At 72.6% G+C, this 15107-nt stretch carries 16 protein-coding genes; 11 read left to right on the top strand and 5 right to left on the bottom strand.

The genetic code is table 11. From position 1 onward, the window contains the following. Positions 1–4: 4 nt before the first annotated feature. Positions 5–937: a LysR substrate-binding domain-containing protein gene (locus tag ACIRJT_RS28780; protein WP_403914596.1), complete on the bottom strand. Its 933-nt coding sequence runs from the start codon at positions 935–937 to the stop codon at positions 5–7. Between the two features lie 122 nt (positions 938–1059). On the opposite strand from ACIRJT_RS28780, the gene ACIRJT_RS28775 reads away from it, so the two are divergent. From ACIRJT_RS28775 to ACIRJT_RS28765, 3 genes are all read left to right on the top strand, one after another. Then, complete coding sequence (locus ACIRJT_RS28775; RefSeq protein ID WP_403914593.1) at positions 1060–2001, top strand: CoA transferase subunit A; 942 nt, start codon at positions 1060–1062, stop codon at positions 1999–2001. Beyond that, positions 1998–2783, top strand: coding sequence for a CoA-transferase subunit beta (locus ACIRJT_RS28770; protein WP_403914590.1), 786 nt, complete (start codon positions 1998–2000; stop codon positions 2781–2783). The genes ACIRJT_RS28775 and ACIRJT_RS28770 overlap by 4 nt, the downstream gene beginning before the upstream one ends. Before the next feature lie 106 nt (positions 2784–2889). Beyond that, positions 2890–4440, top strand: a complete 1551-nt coding sequence (locus ACIRJT_RS28765; RefSeq protein WP_403914587.1) for a 3-hydroxyacyl-CoA dehydrogenase — start codon at positions 2890–2892, stop codon at positions 4438–4440. A 23-nt stretch (positions 4441–4463) separates the two neighbouring features. Here ACIRJT_RS28765 and ACIRJT_RS28760 read toward each other — a convergent pair whose 3' ends face one another. Continuing rightward, positions 4464–4607: a hypothetical protein gene (locus ACIRJT_RS28760; protein ID WP_403914585.1), complete on the bottom strand. Its 144-nt coding sequence runs from the start codon at positions 4605–4607 to the stop codon at positions 4464–4466. 292 nt (positions 4608–4899) lie between these two features. Here ACIRJT_RS28760 and ACIRJT_RS28755 point away from each other — a divergent pair, with 292 nt between their 5' ends. Continuing rightward, positions 4900–5304 (top strand): VOC family protein, encoded by a 405-nt coding sequence (locus tag ACIRJT_RS28755; protein WP_403914583.1) that lies wholly within the window; start codon positions 4900–4902, stop codon positions 5302–5304. Here ACIRJT_RS28755 and ACIRJT_RS28750 read toward each other — a convergent pair. Both ACIRJT_RS28750 and ACIRJT_RS28745 read right to left on the bottom strand, forming a co-directional pair. After that, on the bottom strand, positions 5232–6002 hold the full coding sequence (locus ACIRJT_RS28750; protein ID WP_403914580.1) for a DUF6597 domain-containing transcriptional factor: 771 nt from the start codon (positions 6000–6002) through the stop codon (positions 5232–5234). The two genes, ACIRJT_RS28755 and ACIRJT_RS28750, sit on opposite strands and share 73 nt — an antisense overlap. A gap of 238 nt (positions 6003–6240) precedes the next feature. Then, on the bottom strand, positions 6241–7458 hold the full coding sequence (locus tag ACIRJT_RS28745) for a YihY/virulence factor BrkB family protein (RefSeq protein ID WP_403914578.1): 1218 nt from the start codon (positions 7456–7458) through the stop codon (positions 6241–6243). 17 nt (positions 7459–7475) lie between these two features. Between ACIRJT_RS28745 and ACIRJT_RS28740 the strand changes: the two genes are divergently transcribed. From ACIRJT_RS28740 to ACIRJT_RS28730, 3 genes are all read left to right on the top strand, one after another. Continuing rightward, positions 7476–9113, top strand: a complete 1638-nt coding sequence (locus tag ACIRJT_RS28740; RefSeq protein ID WP_403914576.1) for an acyl-CoA dehydrogenase family protein — start codon at positions 7476–7478, stop codon at positions 9111–9113. A gap of 281 nt (positions 9114–9394) precedes the next feature. Continuing rightward, complete coding sequence (locus ACIRJT_RS28735; protein WP_403914573.1) at positions 9395–10690, top strand: GAF domain-containing protein; 1296 nt, start codon at positions 9395–9397, stop codon at positions 10688–10690. A 121-nt stretch (positions 10691–10811) separates the two neighbouring features. Further along, a complete protein-coding gene (locus tag ACIRJT_RS28730) occupies positions 10812–11408 on the top strand; it encodes a GNAT family N-acetyltransferase (RefSeq protein WP_403914570.1) in 597 nt (198 codons plus the stop codon). A 179-nt stretch (positions 11409–11587) separates the two neighbouring features. On the opposite strand, the gene ACIRJT_RS28725 is transcribed toward ACIRJT_RS28730, so the two are convergent. After that, positions 11588–11881 (bottom strand): barstar family protein, encoded by a 294-nt coding sequence (locus ACIRJT_RS28725; RefSeq protein ID WP_403914567.1) that lies wholly within the window; start codon positions 11879–11881, stop codon positions 11588–11590. Between the two features lie 184 nt (positions 11882–12065). Between ACIRJT_RS28725 and ACIRJT_RS28720 the strand changes: the two genes are divergently transcribed. The 4 genes from ACIRJT_RS28720 to ACIRJT_RS28705 all read left to right on the top strand — a co-directional run bounded on the left by ACIRJT_RS28720 (position 12066) and on the right by ACIRJT_RS28705 (position 15085). Next, the gene (locus ACIRJT_RS28720; protein WP_403914564.1) at positions 12066–12503 is read left to right on the top strand and encodes a ribonuclease domain-containing protein; all 438 of its coding nucleotides are present in this window, start codon (positions 12066–12068) and stop codon (positions 12501–12503) included. Positions 12504–12824: 321 nt separating this feature from the next. Next, on the top strand, positions 12825–13673 hold the full coding sequence (locus tag ACIRJT_RS28715) for a hypothetical protein (RefSeq protein ID WP_403914561.1): 849 nt from the start codon (positions 12825–12827) through the stop codon (positions 13671–13673). 574 nt (positions 13674–14247) lie between these two features. Continuing rightward, on the top strand, positions 14248–14670 hold the full coding sequence (locus ACIRJT_RS28710; protein ID WP_403914559.1) for a hypothetical protein: 423 nt from the start codon (positions 14248–14250) through the stop codon (positions 14668–14670). 331 nt (positions 14671–15001) lie between these two features. Further along, on the top strand, positions 15002–15085 hold the full coding sequence (locus tag ACIRJT_RS28705) for a putative leader peptide (protein WP_316944184.1): 84 nt from the start codon (positions 15002–15004) through the stop codon (positions 15083–15085). Positions 15086–15107: the final 22 nt, after the last annotated feature.

The following is a 15107-nucleotide window of genomic DNA, read 5'->3' as shown; positions in this document are numbered from 1 at the left end:
GTTTTCAGAGGCCCGACGTCTCAATCGGCCCTCCGCCCGGCCCGCGTACGGGGGTCGGCAAGGCGTCCCGGGCGACGGCGAGTACGGCGTGCAGGGCGGCGGAGGGGTTGTCGGCACGCCAGGCCAGGGCCGCTTGGCGGCGGACGGGCGGTCCGGTGAGGGGCCGGTAGACCAGGCCGCTCTGCTGGATGTGGCGTACGGAGGTGACGGTGAGGGTGACGCCGACCCCGGCGGCGACGAGCGCCATGATCGTGTACGAGTCGGGGGCCTCCTGGACGACGCGCGGAGTGAACCCGGCGCTCTCGCAGGCCTCGGTCATGGCGTCGCGCACGGTGGAGCCGGAGTTGGCGGGGAAGGAGACGAACGGTTCGTCCGCCAGCTCGGCGAGCGGCACCGCCTCGTACCGGGCGAGCGGGTGGTCGAACGGCAGGGCGCACAGCAGCTCCTCCTCGTCGATCACCCGGTGCTCCACTCCGGGCCGGGTCACCGGCAGCCGGACGAAGCCCAGGTCGAGGGAGCCGTCGGCGACCCGGGACAGGGCGACGTTGGCGTACGTCTGGCCGGTCATGACCAGTTCGAGGCCGGGGTGTGCGGCGCGCACGGCGCGGGTGAGGCGGGGCAGCGTCTCGTGGCTGGAGGCTCCGGCGAAGCCGATGGTCACCCGGCCGTACTCGCCCCGGCCCGCCGAGCGGGCGGCCCGGACGGCGGTGTCGAGGTCGTCGAGGACGGTCCGTACGGGGTCGAGGAAGGTCTCCCCCGCGCCGGTGAGCCGGACGGAGCGCGTGTTGCGGCGGAACAGCTGGACGCCGAGTTCCTTCTCCAGCTGCCGGATCTGCTGGCTCAGGGGCGGCTGTGCCATCTGGAGGCGTTTGGCTGCCCGGCCGAAGTGCAGTTCCTCGGCCACGGCGAGGAAGGCCTTCAGGTGGCGCAGTTCCATGGGGGCACCCCCTCGCGTCATTGATATGCCCCGGGTCTTGATCCGACCTTAATTCGGTATTGGACAGCCATCAATGGGTGCTGACACCGTGGGGTCCGCGTACGTGGACGACGAGGAGAACCGTGGACCGGACGGCCGGCAAGGTCATGTCGATGAGGGAGGCCGTCGCCGCCTTCGTCCGCGACGGGGACACCGTGAGCCTCGAAGGGTTCACCCATCTCATCCCGACCGCCGCGGGCCACGAGATCATCCGGCAGGGCCGGCGCGGGCTCACCGTCGTGCGGATGACGGCGGACATCGTGGTGGACCAGATGCTGGCGGCCGGGTGCGTGACTCGGCTGGTCTCCTCCTTCGTGGGCAACTCCTCCGCCGGTTCGCTCGGGGAGCTGCGGCGGCGGATCGAGCACGCCGACCCGGAGCCGCTGGCGTTCGAGGAGTACAGCCACTACGGGATGGTGTGCCGCTATCTCGCGGGGGCGCAGCGGCTGCCGTTCTACCCGCTGCGCTCGTACGCGGGCAGCGACCTGCCGTCCGTCAACCCCGGCATCCGCAAGGTCCTCTCGCCCTACCCGGCCGCCGACGGCGGAGCCGAGCAGATCTACGTCGTGCCGCCCGTCAACCCGGACGTGACGATCGTCCACGCGCAGCGCGCCGACCGCCGGGGCAACACCCAAATCTGGGGGCTGACCGGCGTCCAGGCCGAGGCGGTGTTCGCGGCGGAGAAGGCGGTCGTGGTGGTGGAGGAGTTGGTGGCGGACGAGGTGGTGCGCTCGGACCCGAACCGCACACTGATCCCGGCCCACGCGGTCGACGCGGTGGTGGTCTGCCCGCGCGGGGCGCACCCCTCGTTCGCGCAGGGCTACTACGACCGGGACAACGCCTTCTACCGCTCCTGGTCGGCGATCAGCAAGGACCCGGCACGGTTGCGGGAGTGGCTGGCGGAATGGGTACACGGCACCGCCGACCACGCGGAGTACGTGGCGAAGCAGGGCGAGGAGTTCTGGGCGGGGCTGGCGGTCGGCGAGGCACTGAGCGAACCGGTGGACTACGGGAGGCGGCTGTGAGCGAGCAGGACCCGAGAACCACGCGGCCGACCACCTCCTCCGAGCTGCTGTCCGTCGTCGCCTCGCGTGAACTGGCAGGACGCCGCACGGTGTTCGCGGGTATCGGGCTGCCGACGCCGGCGACCGAGCTGGCGCGGCTGACCGTCGCGCCGGGCATCGAGGTGGTGTACGAGTCCGGGGTCTGCGGGGCGCACCCCTCCCATCTGCCGGAGACCATCGCGGACGCCGTCCTGATCACCGGGGCGGAGGCGGTGGTGTCGATGCCCACCCTGTTCGGCTCGGTGCTCCAGGGCGGGCACATCGACGTGGGATTCCTGGGGGCCGCGCAGATCGACCGGTGGGGCAGCCTCAACACCTCGGTCATCGGCGACTGGGACCGCCCCTCGGTCCGGCTGCCGGGTTCCGGTGGCGCGGTCGAGGTGATGGCGAACGCCAGGGAGGTGTTCGTGGTGATGCGCCGCCACACACCGCGGTCCTTCGCCGAGACCCTCGACTTCTGCACCACGCCGGGTCCGGACCGGGCGCTGGCGGACGGGATCCGCCCGCTGGGCGTCGGCGTCACCCGGGTCATCACCGAACTGGGCGTCCTCGCCAGGGAGGGCGTCGGCGACGAGCTGCGGCTGGTCGCCGTCCATCCCGGGGTCAGCGTCGAACAGGTGCGGGCCGCGACCGGCTGGGAGCTGAGGACGGCCGGCACGGTGGTGACGACGGCCCCGCCGACCGCCGCCGAGCTACGGCTCCTGCGGGACGATGTCGACCCCGACCGTGTCTACCTCCGCTGATGAACGCGTCCGCCCCCGTCGAAGCACCGTCTCTGCCGTCGTCGAAGCACCGTCTCCGTCCCCGTTGAGAACCGTCGCTGTCTTTGCTGAAAGGGCTCCCACCGCCATGCGTATCAGGATCGTCGGAGCCGGGGCCATGGGCCGCGGCATCGCCCAGTGGGCGGCGAGCGCCGGTCACACCGTAGAGCTCGGGGACGTACGGCCCGAGGCGGTGTCGCAAGCTCTGGACTTCGTCGCCTCGATGCTGGACCGGGCCGTCGCCAAGGGCCGCATGCCGGCCGCCGGGCGGGACGCCGCCGTGGCCCGGCTGGTGCCGCTCGCCGAGCCGTGGGCGGCGGGCCCGGAGGTGGAGCTGGTGATCGAGGCCGTCCGGGAGGACCTGGCGACCAAGGCAGAGGTGTTCGGGAAGCTGGAGCGGGCACTGCCCTCCTCCGCCGTCTTCGCGACCAACACCTCCTCCCTGTCGGTGACCCGGATCGCCGCGACGCTCCAGGACCCCTCGCGCCTGGCCGGGCTGCACTTCTTCAACCCGGTGCCGCTGATGAGGATCGTCGAGGTGGTGCCGGGCGCGGCCACTCGCCCGGAGATCCCGGCCCTGCTGACGGAGCTGGTGGAGGGCTGCGGGCACCGGGCGGTGACCGTCGCCGACACGCCGGGCTTCCTGGTCAACCACGCCGGGCGGGGGCTGGTGACCGAGGCACTCGCGCTGCTGGAGGAGTCGGTGGCGGGCCCGGCGGAGATCGACCGGATCGCCCGGGACGTGCTGGGGCTGCGGATGGGGCCCTTCGAGCTGATGGACCTGACCGGTCTCGACGTGACGGCCGCCGTGATCGACTCGATCTGGCAGGGTTTCCGGTACGAGGACCGGCTGCGCCCGTCCTTCCTGACGCCGAACCGGGTGGTGGCGGGGCTGCACGGACGTAAGACGGGCCGTGGCTGGTACGCGTACGGCGAAGGGGCGTCCGGCCCCGCGCCGGAGAGCGCGGTCACCGGGGACGCGGAGCGCCCGGTGTTCCTTGCCCCGGGCGGGCGGGCGGAGACCGCCGCGTACGAGGAGGCCCTGGCCGGGTCCCTGGAGGCGGCGGGGGTCCGGGTCGAGCGGGGCGCGGGGCCGTCCGCGTCGGCCGTGGTGCTGGTGCCCGTCTGGGGGACGCCGGTGTCGGCGGCGGTCGCGGAGGGCGGGCTGCCCCGGGAGCGTACGTTCGGCCTGGAGGTGCTGCCCCCGGCGGGGCGGCGGCGGGTCCTGGCGGTGACGGCTGCGGGCGACCCGGCGGCCGCCCGGGACGCGCGGGCGGTGCTGGCTCGGGGAGCCGAGGGCGAGGAGCCGTACGCGGTGTCGGTGGTGCGGGACACCGCGGGCACGGTCGCGCAGCGGCTGCTGTCCTCCGTCGTCGCGGTCGGCTGCTCGATCGCGGAGCGCTCGCTCGCCGCGCCTGGTGACATCGACCTGGCGGTGACCACGGGGCTCGGCTATCCGTACGGGCCGCTGGCCTGGGGCGAGCGGATCGGGGCGGCGAGGCTGCTGGAGCTCCAGCGGTCGCTGCACGCGACGACGGGTGACCCGCGCCACCGGCCGACGCGGTGGATCACGGAGCGGGCCGCGCTGGGCCTGGCCGTGACCGACCCGGGCACCTCGCCGGCCGACTGCCTGGGGTGAGGCCCGCCGCTCCTAGGTGGTCCTCAGCGCTTCCGGGCGTATGTCACGACCCGGGCGACGGTGATGAGGAGTCCCAGAAGCCCGATGCCGAGGGTCCCGAGGGTCGCCCGGTTCGTTTCTCCGGCCAGCAGTCCGCCCACTCCGCCGACGAGTCCGCCGATGGCCATGAACACACCGAGGACGAGGCCACGCGAGCTGCGGGGCCGGAGCAGATGCCGCAAGCTCGGGCCGCGGCGGCCGGACGGCGGCGCACCGGCGCGGCGACGGCCGGACGGCGGTGTGTCCCGGGGAGCTTCATCGGTACCTCATCTCGAATTCGATCATCGGCGATCTCCTGGGGGCGTCGACCGGCGGGGCAGGGGACAGGAGCGCGACCGGTCGCACGGCGCGGACGGAAACCCGGGCCGGGCGACCGATTCGTACAAGACCGTCGGGGCGCCGCGTGCGTACGGTCGGGGCATGACTCCACGATTCGACGCGATCAGCATCATCACGGCGGACCTGGCGGCCTCGCTCGCCTTCTACCGCAGGCTCGGCCTCGACATCCCCGAAGGGGCGGAGTCCGCACCGCATGTCGAAGTGACCCTGCCGGGCGGGCAGCGGCTGCTGTGGGACACGGAGGAGGTCATCGCCTCGTTCGACCCGGAGTGGCAGCGGCCCTCGGGCGGCGAGCGGCTCGGTCTGGCGTTCGTCTGCGACAGCCCGGCGGAGGTGGACGCGGTGTACGCGGACCTCGTCGAAGCCGGGTACACGGGCCATGCGAAGCCGTGGGACGCGGTGTGGGGGCAGCGCTACGCAGTGGTCCTGGACCCGGACGGCTGCGGGGTGTCGCTGTTCGCTTCCGCGTCGCCCGCCGAGAAGTAGGCCCCGAGCGTCGTCCCGGCGAGGGCGCGCATCTCGCGGGCCAGGTGCGCCTGGTCGACGCAGCCCGCCGTGGAGGCCGCCTCGGCGTAGGGCAGGCCGGCGCGGACGAGGGCCAGGGCCCGCTGGAGGCGGAGGATCCGGGCCAGCGTCTTGGGTCCGTAGCCGAAGGCTGCCAGGGAGCGGCGGTGCAGCTGGCGGGCCCCGAGGCCGACCTCGGCGGCCGTCGCCGCGACGGAGCCGCCGCGCCGCAACCGGTCGGCGACGGCCGCCGTGAGCGGGTCCGGCGGCCCGGAGTCGGCGGCCAGGCCCAGGGCGTAGTCCTCCAGGGCGGTCGCGGGGTCGGCGGCCCGGTCGATCCGGTCGACGAGCCCGCCGACGGCGGCACGGGACCAGAGGTCGGCGAGTTCGACCCGGTGGTCGCGCAGTTCGTGCGCCGGTACTCCGAGGAGCGCGGGGGCGGTTCCGGGCGGGAAGCGGATCGCGACGCAGGAGCCACGGTCACGGGGGTCGACCTGGAAGGCGCGGGTGTCGGGTCCGGCGACGACCAGCCGGCCGGCGGACCAGATCAGGTCCATGCAGCCGTCGGGAAGGACCGACCGGGTCGGGCCCGGCGGTCCTGGCGGGGCGTCCAGGGTCCAGACGACGGCCCCGTCCAGCCGGGACGGCCGTTCCTGGTACCGCTGGTGTTCCCGGGGCATGCCTCCACGCTAAGGGCTGTCCCGTAATCCCTGGTGGATCAGCGTGCGGCGTCAGATGCGGTGCATCGCAAGGCGGAGGGACGTCCGCATACTGGATGTATGCGGATGTTCCGACAACGCGGCGAGGTGCCGTAGCTGTCGTCGCGCGCCCGCCAGGGATTACGGGACAGCCCTCAGGCCCTGTCGTCAGGCTCCGGCCAGCCGCGCGGCGCCGTGCGCGCGACAGGACCCGGCGCGGTCAGCGGGAGGGCGGTTCCTCCGCCGGCCCGGACGTCCCGGGCTCCGCGGTCCCCCCGGACTCCTTGGGTTCCCTCGCGTCCCTGGGGTCCTTCTCCCAGGTCGCGTGCAGCCGGGACTTCACGTCGTCGGGCGGCAGGAAGCGGGACCAGCGCTCGGGGAACTCGGAGGGCATGTACGCGGGACCGTCGTCCTCATCATCGTCGTCGTCCGTTCCGGCGTAGGCGGCCGAGCGGGTACGGGCGACGAACTCGGCGGCCTGCGCGGCCCGGACGCGTTCGGTGGCCTCGCGGGCGGCGGCCGTGGCGAGCGAGGGCCACACCCGGTCGATGGCCGCGTTGACCGCGGCGCCGACCAGGACCGCGAAGGCGGAGATGCCGATCCACAGCAGGACGGCGATCGGCGCCGCCAAGGAGCCGTAGATGGTGGGGCCTTCGACCGTGTTGGTGAGGTAGATCCGGAGCAGGAAGCTGCCGAGCACCCACATGCCGAGCGCCATCAGGGCCCCGGGGACGTCCTCGATCCAGGGCGAACGCACCGGCACGGACACGTGGTAGAGCGTCGTGAGGAACGCGACGCCCAGCAGCATCACGAGCGGCCAGTACAGGACGGCTATGACCTCGGTGCCCCACGGCACCAGTTCGACCACCCGGTCCGGGCCGACGACCAGCAGCGGCAGCACCACCGCACCGATCAGCAGGGCGACGACGTACAGCAGGAAGGCGAGCAGCCGGGTCTTGACGATGCCGCGGTGGCCGTCGAGTCCGTACATGACGGTGATGGTGTCGATGAAGACGTTCACCGCGCGGGAGCCGGACCACAGGGCGATGGCGAAGCCGATGGAGATGATGTCCGGGCGCGCCCCGGTCGTGACGTCGGCGAGCAGCGGTTTGGCGAAGTCGTTGACCCCGCGCTCGGACAGCACCGTCTGGGCGGCGGAGAGGATGTTGCGCTCGATGGAGGCGACGGTGGTGGTCGTCGTCCACTCGTCGACGTAACCGAGCAGTCCGATCATGCCGAGCAGCAGCGGGGGCAGCGAGAGCAGGGTGAAGAACGCCGCCTCGGCCGCGAGTCCCAGAATGCGGTACTCGATGCACGAGTTGACGGTGTCCTTGAGCAAGTGCCACGCCATGCGTCGTTTGGAGACGTTGCGGTAGAGCACTCGCGCCCGGTGGAGTCGGCCCGGTGGCCGCTCGGGTGTTTCCTTTGCTGCCTGCACCTCCTTACCGTATCGGCATGGCAGCCACCACCCACACCGTGACCAATCAGGTTCCGCCGCTGGTCGGCCATGACGTCTTCGCCGCCGACCGGGCCCTGACCGAGGCCGTCGAGCGACATGCCGCGCCGGAGGTCCTGCCCGTGGCGCTGGAGGAGCTCGGCGAGCTCGGGCGGGCCGCGGGCTCCGCCCAGGCCCAGGACTGGGGCGCGCAGGCGAACGCGTTTCCGCCCGTCCTGCGCACCCATGACCGCTATGGGCATCGCGTCGACGAGGTGGAGTTCCATCCGTCCTGGCACCGGCTGCTGGGCCACGCGGTGTCGGCCGGGCTCACGGACGCCTGGGGGCGTCCGGCCGGTCATGTCCGGCGCGCGGCGGGGTTCCTGGTCTGGACGCAGGCCGAGGCGGGACACGGCTGTCCGCTGTCGATGACGCATGCCGCGGTGCCCGCGCTGCGGACCGATCCGGCGCTGGCCGCCGAGTGGGAGCCGCTGCTGACCTCGCACACGTATGTGAAGGGGCTGCGGACTCCGCGGGAGAAGACCGGGGTGCTCCTCGGGATGGGCATGACCGAGAAGCAGGGCGGCACCGACGTGCGGTCCAACACGACGCGGGCGGAGCCGCTGGCCGGCGAGGGCGAGTATCTGCTCACCGGTCACAAGTGGTTCTGTTCGGCGCCGATGTCGGACGGCTTCCTGGTGCTGGCGCAGGCGCCGGGCGGACCGACCTGCTTCCTGCTGCCGCGGGTGCTCCCGGACGGCACGCGCAACGTGTTCGCGATCCAGCGGCTCAAGGACAAGCTGGGCAACCGGTCCAACGCGTCCGCCGAGGTCGAGTTCGACGGGACCTGGGCCCGTCGGGTCGGTGAGGAGGGGCGCGGGGTGCGCACCATCATCGAGATGGTGGCGGCCACCCGGCTGGACTGCGTGGTGGGTTCGGCGGCGCTGATGCGACAGGCGGTGGCGCAGGCGGTCCATCACAGCACGTACCGAAGTGCGTTCGGCGGGCCGCTGATCGACAAGCCCCTGATGCGCAACGTGCTGGCGGATCTGGCACTGGAGTCGGAGGCGGCGACGGTGCTGGCGATGCGGCTGGCCGCCGCGTACGACACGGACACGGCCGAGGAGCGCGCCTTCCTGCGGCTCGCGGTGCCCGCCGCGAAGTACTGGGTCACCAAGCGCTGTCCCGCCGTGGTGGGCGAGGCGCTGGAGTGCCTGGGCGGCAACGGGTACGTGGAGGAGTCGGGGATGCCGCGGCTGCTGCGCGAGGCGCCGCTCAACTCGATCTGGGAGGGCTCGGGCAATGTGCAGGCGCTGGACGTGCTGCGGGCGTTGCAGCGGGAGCCGGGGGCGCTGGACGCGTTCCTGCGCGAGGTCGGCCGTGCGCGCGGGGCGGATCACCGGCTCGACGCGGCGATCACGGGCCTGCTGACGGAGCTGGCCGACCTGGAGGGCATCGAGGCGCGGGCGCGGCGTCTGGTGGAGCGGATCGCGCTGGTGCTCCAGGGGTCGCTGCTGGTGCGCTGGGCTCCGCCGGAGGTGTCGGACGCGTTCTGCGCCTCGCGGCTCGGCGGGGACTGGGGCTCGGCGTTCGGGACGCTGCCGCACACGCTGGACCTGGCGTCGGTGGTGGCACGGGCCCGGCCGGACGGCGCGTAGCGGCGAAGGGCAGGGAAGCTACGGAGGGCAGGGGAAGCGACGGAGGGCCGGGGAAGCGACGGAGGGTGGTGCTGCGCCGACACGGCACCACCCTCCATGCTTCTGCACCACCGGGCGACCGGGACAGACCCGGCGCACAGTGTTCTGCCACTCTGGTACGGGGCCGCGGGACACCGCCAGAGTTGCAAAGGGTTGCAACCATTGTGTGGACTGATCGGCGGTCCGGCCGGGTGACCGGCAGGCCGGGCCGGGCGGGGAAGCGTTCGGGGGGAACGGGGACCATGACGGAGACAGGTTCTGCGGGGGTGGTGCGGGTGACGGGCCAGGGGGCGGGCCGCCAGGCGACCCGGTCGCTCCACCGGGCGCGTGAGGCGCGGCTGGCGGGGGCGCGGTCCGAGGTCGCGCCCCGGGCGGAGATCGACGCCTCCTGGGACCGGGTGGTGCGCAGCGGCATCGACCCCGACCAGTCGCCGGAGAGCGAACTGCTGCAGGCGGACGAGATCGAGCACCGGCGCCACAGCACGGCGCTCGGCGAGCTGATGCCGTTGCTGCGGAAAGGGCTGGCCTCGATCGCGGACGCCGCGCAGCAGATCATGGTGGTGACCGACGCGGAGGGCCGGGTGCTGTGGCGGCAGGGTCATACGGGGGTGCTGCGCCGGGCCCACGCCATCTGCCTGGAGGAGGGGGCGGCCTGGGCCGAGTCGGCGACCGGGACGAACGCGATCGGGACGGCGCTGGCCGCCCGGGTCCCCATCCAGGTCCACTCGGCCGAGCATTTCATCCGGGCCCTGCACGGCTGGACCTGTGCGGCGGCCCCGGTCCGGGATCCGCGCGACGGGCGGCTGATCGGGATCGTGGACATCAGCGGGCCGGCGTCCACGTTCCACCCGGCGACGCTGGCCCTGGTCGACTCGGTGGCCCGGCTCGCCGAGGGTGAGATCCGCACCCGTCACCTGGCGGAGATCGACCGGCTGCGCGCGGTGGCCGCGCCGATCCTGTGCCGGATCGGCGGGCGGGCGCTGGCGGTGGACGCGCACGGGCGGCTGGCGGCGGTGACCGGGATGGCTCCGGTGGACCGGCTGCCGCTGCCGAAGGCGCTGGGGCCGGGCCCGGTGTGGCTGCCCTCGCTCGGCATGTGCCGGGTCGAGCCGCTGCCGGGCGGCTGGCTGGTGCAGGTGGACGACGGCGGTGCGGAGGGGGCGCCGCGACGGGTGGTGCTGGACCTGAGCCGGCCCCGGGCGCTCGCCGTGCGGGTGACCGGGCCGCTGGGGAGCCGCACCCAGCGGCTCTCTCCGCGTCACGCGGAGATGCTGTACGCCCTGGCGGTGCACCGGCAGGGGCGGTCGGCCTCGGAGCTGGCGCGGGACATCTTCGGGGACGGCACCCGGACGGTGACGGTCCGGGCCGAGGTCTCCCGGCTGCGACGTCAGCTGGCGGAGGTGCTGGCGCACCGCCCGTACCGCTTCGGCGACGGGGTGGAGGTGGAGGTGATCCACCCGGAGGACCGCGCGGATCTGCTGCCGCACTCCCGGGCGCCGGTGGTGGCCGAGGCCCGCAGGCCGGCTCCGACCGCCTGAGGGGGCTGACGCCCGAGAGGGGTGGCCGTGCGGGGCGTGGCCTTCGCGGGCGGGGCCGCGATGCGAGGGCCGGCGGGGGCCGCCGTGCGGGGGCGGGCGGCGGCATGGTTCTCTGGCCGTCATGAGCGATACCCCGCAGCCCGCAGCCCCGACCTCCGAGGTGACCGTCTGGTCGCTGGAGCAGACCTCGCCCGACGATCTCCGGCCCGCCGCCGTACCCGAGGGCGATCTGCGCATCGTCCGGTCCGAGGTGGTGCTGCCGGAGTTCAGCCGGTTCCTCTACTCCGCCGTGGGCGGTGACATCCAGTGGACCGACCGGCTGGGGATGACGTACGCCCAGTGGCAGGAGGCTCTTCAGCGGCCCGGGGCGGAGACCTGGGTGGCCTACGAGAACGGGACGCCGGCCGGGTACGTCGAGCTGAATCCGCAGGACGACGGCGTGGTCGAGATCATGTACTTCGGGCTGATCCCGGCGTTCCGGGGGCGGCGGATCGGCGGCCACCTCCTCAGCTACGGGGTGGCGCGCGCCTGGGACCTGGCGGAACGCTGGCCGGAACGCCCGGCGACGAAGCGGGTGTGGCTGCACACCTGCTCGAAGGACGGCCCGCACGCGATGGACAACTACCTGCGGCGCGGCTTCCGGCTCTTCGACACGAAGACCGAGGTGGAGCCGGACGTGGCGACGCCGGGTCCTTGGCCCGGGGCGTACCCCTCCTGATCACCTGTACCCAAGGGGCAGCTGTGGGGTTGGTGGAGCGGTCGCTCCACCAACCCCACAGCCGCAGGGCGTACGCCTTGACCGGACCGGCCCGACCTTCCCGTAACCCGTAGCGCCAACGCGCGGTCTCGACCGGCGTCGTGGGTCACCGATCCGGCCGACACCGGTCGCGCGGCGGTTCAGACGGCGTGGACGACGAGCTTGTTCTGTTGGCCGTCGAAGACCTGGCCCAGGGCCCGGGCGTCCGGGCCGTTCGCGGCGAACATCCCGGTCCTGTCGACGTGGACGGACAGGGTGCTGTGGCGGTCGATCACGTCGGAGATGCCGCGTCCGTGAATGGTGTCCGCCCAGGCGTCGAGGTTCCGGCCGAACCAGGCGGGCAGCCCGCAGGGCACGGCCACCGCGTCCCAGAAGTCATCGAGCGTCTCGATCCGGCGGCCACACAGGTCGATCACCAGCTCACTTTCCGTCATATCGGCATCCTATCCGGACCGTCCTCGCCACTGCCCGTACAGGGAAGCCGACCCGGCGGTAGCGCCGATCGGGTTCCCTCCACACCAATGACCTGCGCCGGAAGAAGTTCAGCCGTGGCAAGCCGTGTCCCTGGCACTCGCCTGCTGTTGCAGAAGTGTGACTACTCTGCGCAACCTTCGCCGTGTGGCAGCCGCCGCCCTGTTCCTGACCGCCGCGCTCGCGTCCCCGGCCGCTTCCACCGCCGCTCCCCTCCCGACACCGTTGTTCCCCTCGGTGCGGTCGGCCGAGGTCATCGAGCCGGCTCTGCCGGTCGAGGAGTTCCCCGGGCAGGTCCAGGAAGCCTGCGAGATCTGGAAGGACCTGGCGTGGCCGCGGTCCTCCCGGCCGACCGACTACCCCGTCGCGGACACCCGCCTGGTCATCCGCGGCAGCAACGTCTACCGCAACCGCTCCGGTGACCTGCCTCTGGACGGCCACTACCGCGAGTACGACGTCAACCCCCGTAACCGGGGCGAGCACCGCGACGCCGAACGCGTCGTCCGCGACGAGGACACGCACACCGTCTGGTACACCGGCGACCACTACGACAACTTCCAGGAAGTCTCCTCCGGTTGCGAGTGACGAGGGCTGCCGGCGAGGAGCGCTTCCACGCGAGGTCCGGGTCGGTGACGGCACCCGTCCGCGGGCCCGTGTCCTGCGCGCCGAACTGCGGGACCGGCCGAGTGCGGATGCCCGCCCGACAGCTCGCGCCCGGCCGGTCCCGCACCGGGAAGGCCCCGGTGCGCGCCGCGATCTTCCCCGTCGGGGAAGCCGTCCGCAATCGTTGCCCAGGTGATGGCTGTACGAGGTCGCGGGGAGTACCAACTCCCTGCCCTTTCAAGGGTTCTCATGCCTTTCTTGGGCAGACTGCCGTACCGTCGGTTCATGCGAAGAGGACGGCTCTTGTCAATGGTGGCGGTCCTGGGCGGCCTGCTGGTGAGCGGGTGCACCTCGTCGGGAGAGGCGGCGGGCCCTGCTGTGCCGAGCGCCTCGGGCGATGAATTCGCACCCTCCTACATGCAGCAGATCATGGACTCTCAGCTGGACCGAAGCGTGTCCGAGCTGAGCGAGGGTGTGGTCCACCGCCCCGAGCCGAAGCGAGCCCTGAAGATCTCACCTTGCCGACTGGTGGAACTGACCGGTGGTGCGCGCATTGCCGACGAGAAGGCGGCCGCCCGCAAGTCGGTGCCCGTACCGGCCTTGTACGAACTTCGGTCGGAGCGGCACGAACCCGGCTTCAGCGTCAGCATCTACCTCCTGCCCCGACGGACCGACAAGGCCGAACTGCTCGCCGCTGTACTCACCGCGGCCCGCGACTGCGGTCCGCGTACTGCCCATGCCCCGGCATCCGCCCTCTCCCGTTCCAAGGCGCCGCTCACCACCGCCGCGCAGGTCACCTCCACCGAGCACGGCCCGGGGGTGGCCGTGCTCAGCGACGCCCGGTACGACCCTGGGCAGTCGTCACCCGGGCCGGACTGGAGGGTGGGGCCGGACGGAAAGCTCGCCCCCGTCACCGAGCCGCCTCCTGCGTCGAGTCGGCCGCTCACTCCGAAGGACACGTCCCTGGAGTACGGACAGGCGTTGGTCTACGGCACGAACGGCCGCTTCCTCGTCGAGGTGCTCAAAGTCGCCGACAGCGGGCCGTCGGACCCGACCCCGGCGCCGGACGAGCAGCCGAGCGGCCCAACGGCCACCAAGGCGCTGGAAATCCTCAGCACCCTGCTGACCGGCTTCCAGGGCGTCCCCGAGTAGTTCCCCGCAGGAGGTTCCGGGGACTCTGGAAGGCGGGTGAACGCGCGTTCCTCCGAGTCCGTCATCGACCTGGCCGGGGCATGCCTGCGACCGTCCCTGCCCCGACCGCCACGGAACCCATTCCTGCACCGCATGGCACACATGCCGTCCCGTCGCTGGTGGAACGCGTCACCGCCGCCCTACCGTCTACCGGGGCGGCCGTGCACCGGTCGCCCCGATCACCGCGGGGACCCGTTTTCCCCTGCCGAACGAGGGGAGTTCCGTGTTACGAGGACGCAGGTACCGAGGCGGCCGGCAGATACGCGGAGGTCGTGACCGAGGCCTCCCTGGCCGGCCCGCTCGCCGACCTGATCACCACGACGCCGCGACGGGCCGCCCCGGACGCGTCCTCGTGCCGCTGCTGCTCACAGCCGTCACCGCCGTACTGCTCACCGCCTGCGCGGGAGCCGGCTCCGAACCGTCCACGGGCGGCACGACGCCGTCCGCACGACCTGCCCCGACAGCGACTCCGTCTCCGAGTCCGACCCGCCCGCCGTCCCCGACCGCCTCGCCGACACCGAGTACGGCCGCCGAGATGGCCGAAGCCGTCACGCACTGGTACCGGTACGGAGGCGAGACGGCGATGGTCAGCTTGATCGAGGAAGCCGTGAAGGCGCAGTCCGGTCGCCCCGGCGAGTCGGAGGATTTCGCCCTCGTGATCCTGGACTTCAGCGGTCTCGAGGGGGCGCTCAGCACAGTCCGGATGCTCGGTTCGATCCCCGACCCCAGGACCCAGCGGACCTGGTCCGCCGCCCTCGACCGCCTCGACGAGGGCTCGCGTGAGGTTCTGGCGTCGGCACCGGAGGGCAGAACGTTCCAGTCACCCGCGGAGGCCGGACAGGCGTTGCGGGGGTGGAACACCTTCGACGAGGGGCTCAAGAGCCTCAAGAAGACCGAATCGAGACTCGACCGCACCTTCGGATTGAAGCCGCCGTCGGACCCGTGGGGAGAGGGATAGCCCCCTGGTCCGGTCCCCGCGTCGCACACCTGCGAACTCCCGGGCCGGCACCGGGCGAACTCCTGGTGCGAACCGACCGAGGTCTCGGCGTCCGGCCGGATTCCCTCCCGCCTGTCGACGACCGTCGGGGCAGCAGGGCTCCAAGGGCTTTCCCGTCGGCGATCGCGGGACGGCCCTTTCGCCCTTCCAGAGCTGCCGGGTGGGCGTTTTGTCAGCAATGGCGGTGACACACTCCGTGATCAGCGCCACATCGTCCCACCCTTCGAGACCCAGCCGTCCACATAGCGGATAGTGGTGGACTGCCCCGAGATGCGCGTGACACGCTTCCGCCATGTCTGGAACTGGAATTGCCTTGGTGAGTCGACGCCACGTCGACCTCTGCCGCATGTCCAGCGCCATCTGTCCGGCGAGCTGAGAGTCCCAGCGCCGCCGCACCC

This window comes from Streptomyces sp. NPDC102283 (genome assembly GCF_044766265.1).
In the GTDB taxonomy this organism is placed as follows: domain Bacteria; phylum Actinomycetota; class Actinomycetes; order Streptomycetales; family Streptomycetaceae; genus Streptomyces.
The sequence above is the reverse complement of the archived record's forward strand: the minus strand, read 5'-3'. Positions and strand labels throughout refer to the sequence as shown.

Bases quoted from the DNA above. Each gene is read 5' to 3' on its own strand.
- ACIRJT_RS28730 (WP_403914570.1), top strand. From the start codon at position 10,812: ATGAGCGATACCCCGCAGCCCGCAGCCCCGACCTCCGAGGTGACCGTC.
- ACIRJT_RS28740 (WP_403914576.1), top strand. From the start codon at position 7,476: ATGGCAGCCACCACCCACACCGTGACCAATCAGGTTCCGCCGCTGGTC.
- ACIRJT_RS28750 (WP_403914580.1), bottom strand. From the start codon at position 6,002: ATGCCCCGGGAACACCAGCGGTACCAGGAACGGCCGTCCCGGCTGGAC.
- ACIRJT_RS28780 (WP_403914596.1), bottom strand. From the start codon at position 937: ATGGAACTGCGCCACCTGAAGGCCTTCCTCGCCGTGGCCGAGGAACTG.
- ACIRJT_RS28735 (WP_403914573.1), top strand. From the start codon at position 9,395: ATGACGGAGACAGGTTCTGCGGGGGTGGTGCGGGTGACGGGCCAGGGG.
- ACIRJT_RS28760 (WP_403914585.1), bottom strand. From the start codon at position 4,607: ATGGCCATCGGCGGACTCGTCGGCGGAGTGGGCGGACTGCTGGCCGGA.
- ACIRJT_RS28705 (WP_316944184.1), top strand. From the start codon at position 15,002: ATGTCTGGAACTGGAATTGCCTTGGTGAGTCGACGCCACGTCGACCTC.
- ACIRJT_RS28710 (WP_403914559.1), top strand. From the start codon at position 14,248: ATGGCCGAAGCCGTCACGCACTGGTACCGGTACGGAGGCGAGACGGCG.
- ACIRJT_RS28725 (WP_403914567.1), bottom strand. From the start codon at position 11,881: ATGACGGAAAGTGAGCTGGTGATCGACCTGTGTGGCCGCCGGATCGAG.
- ACIRJT_RS28755 (WP_403914583.1), top strand. From the start codon at position 4,900: ATGACTCCACGATTCGACGCGATCAGCATCATCACGGCGGACCTGGCG.
- ACIRJT_RS28765 (WP_403914587.1), top strand. From the start codon at position 2,890: ATGCGTATCAGGATCGTCGGAGCCGGGGCCATGGGCCGCGGCATCGCC.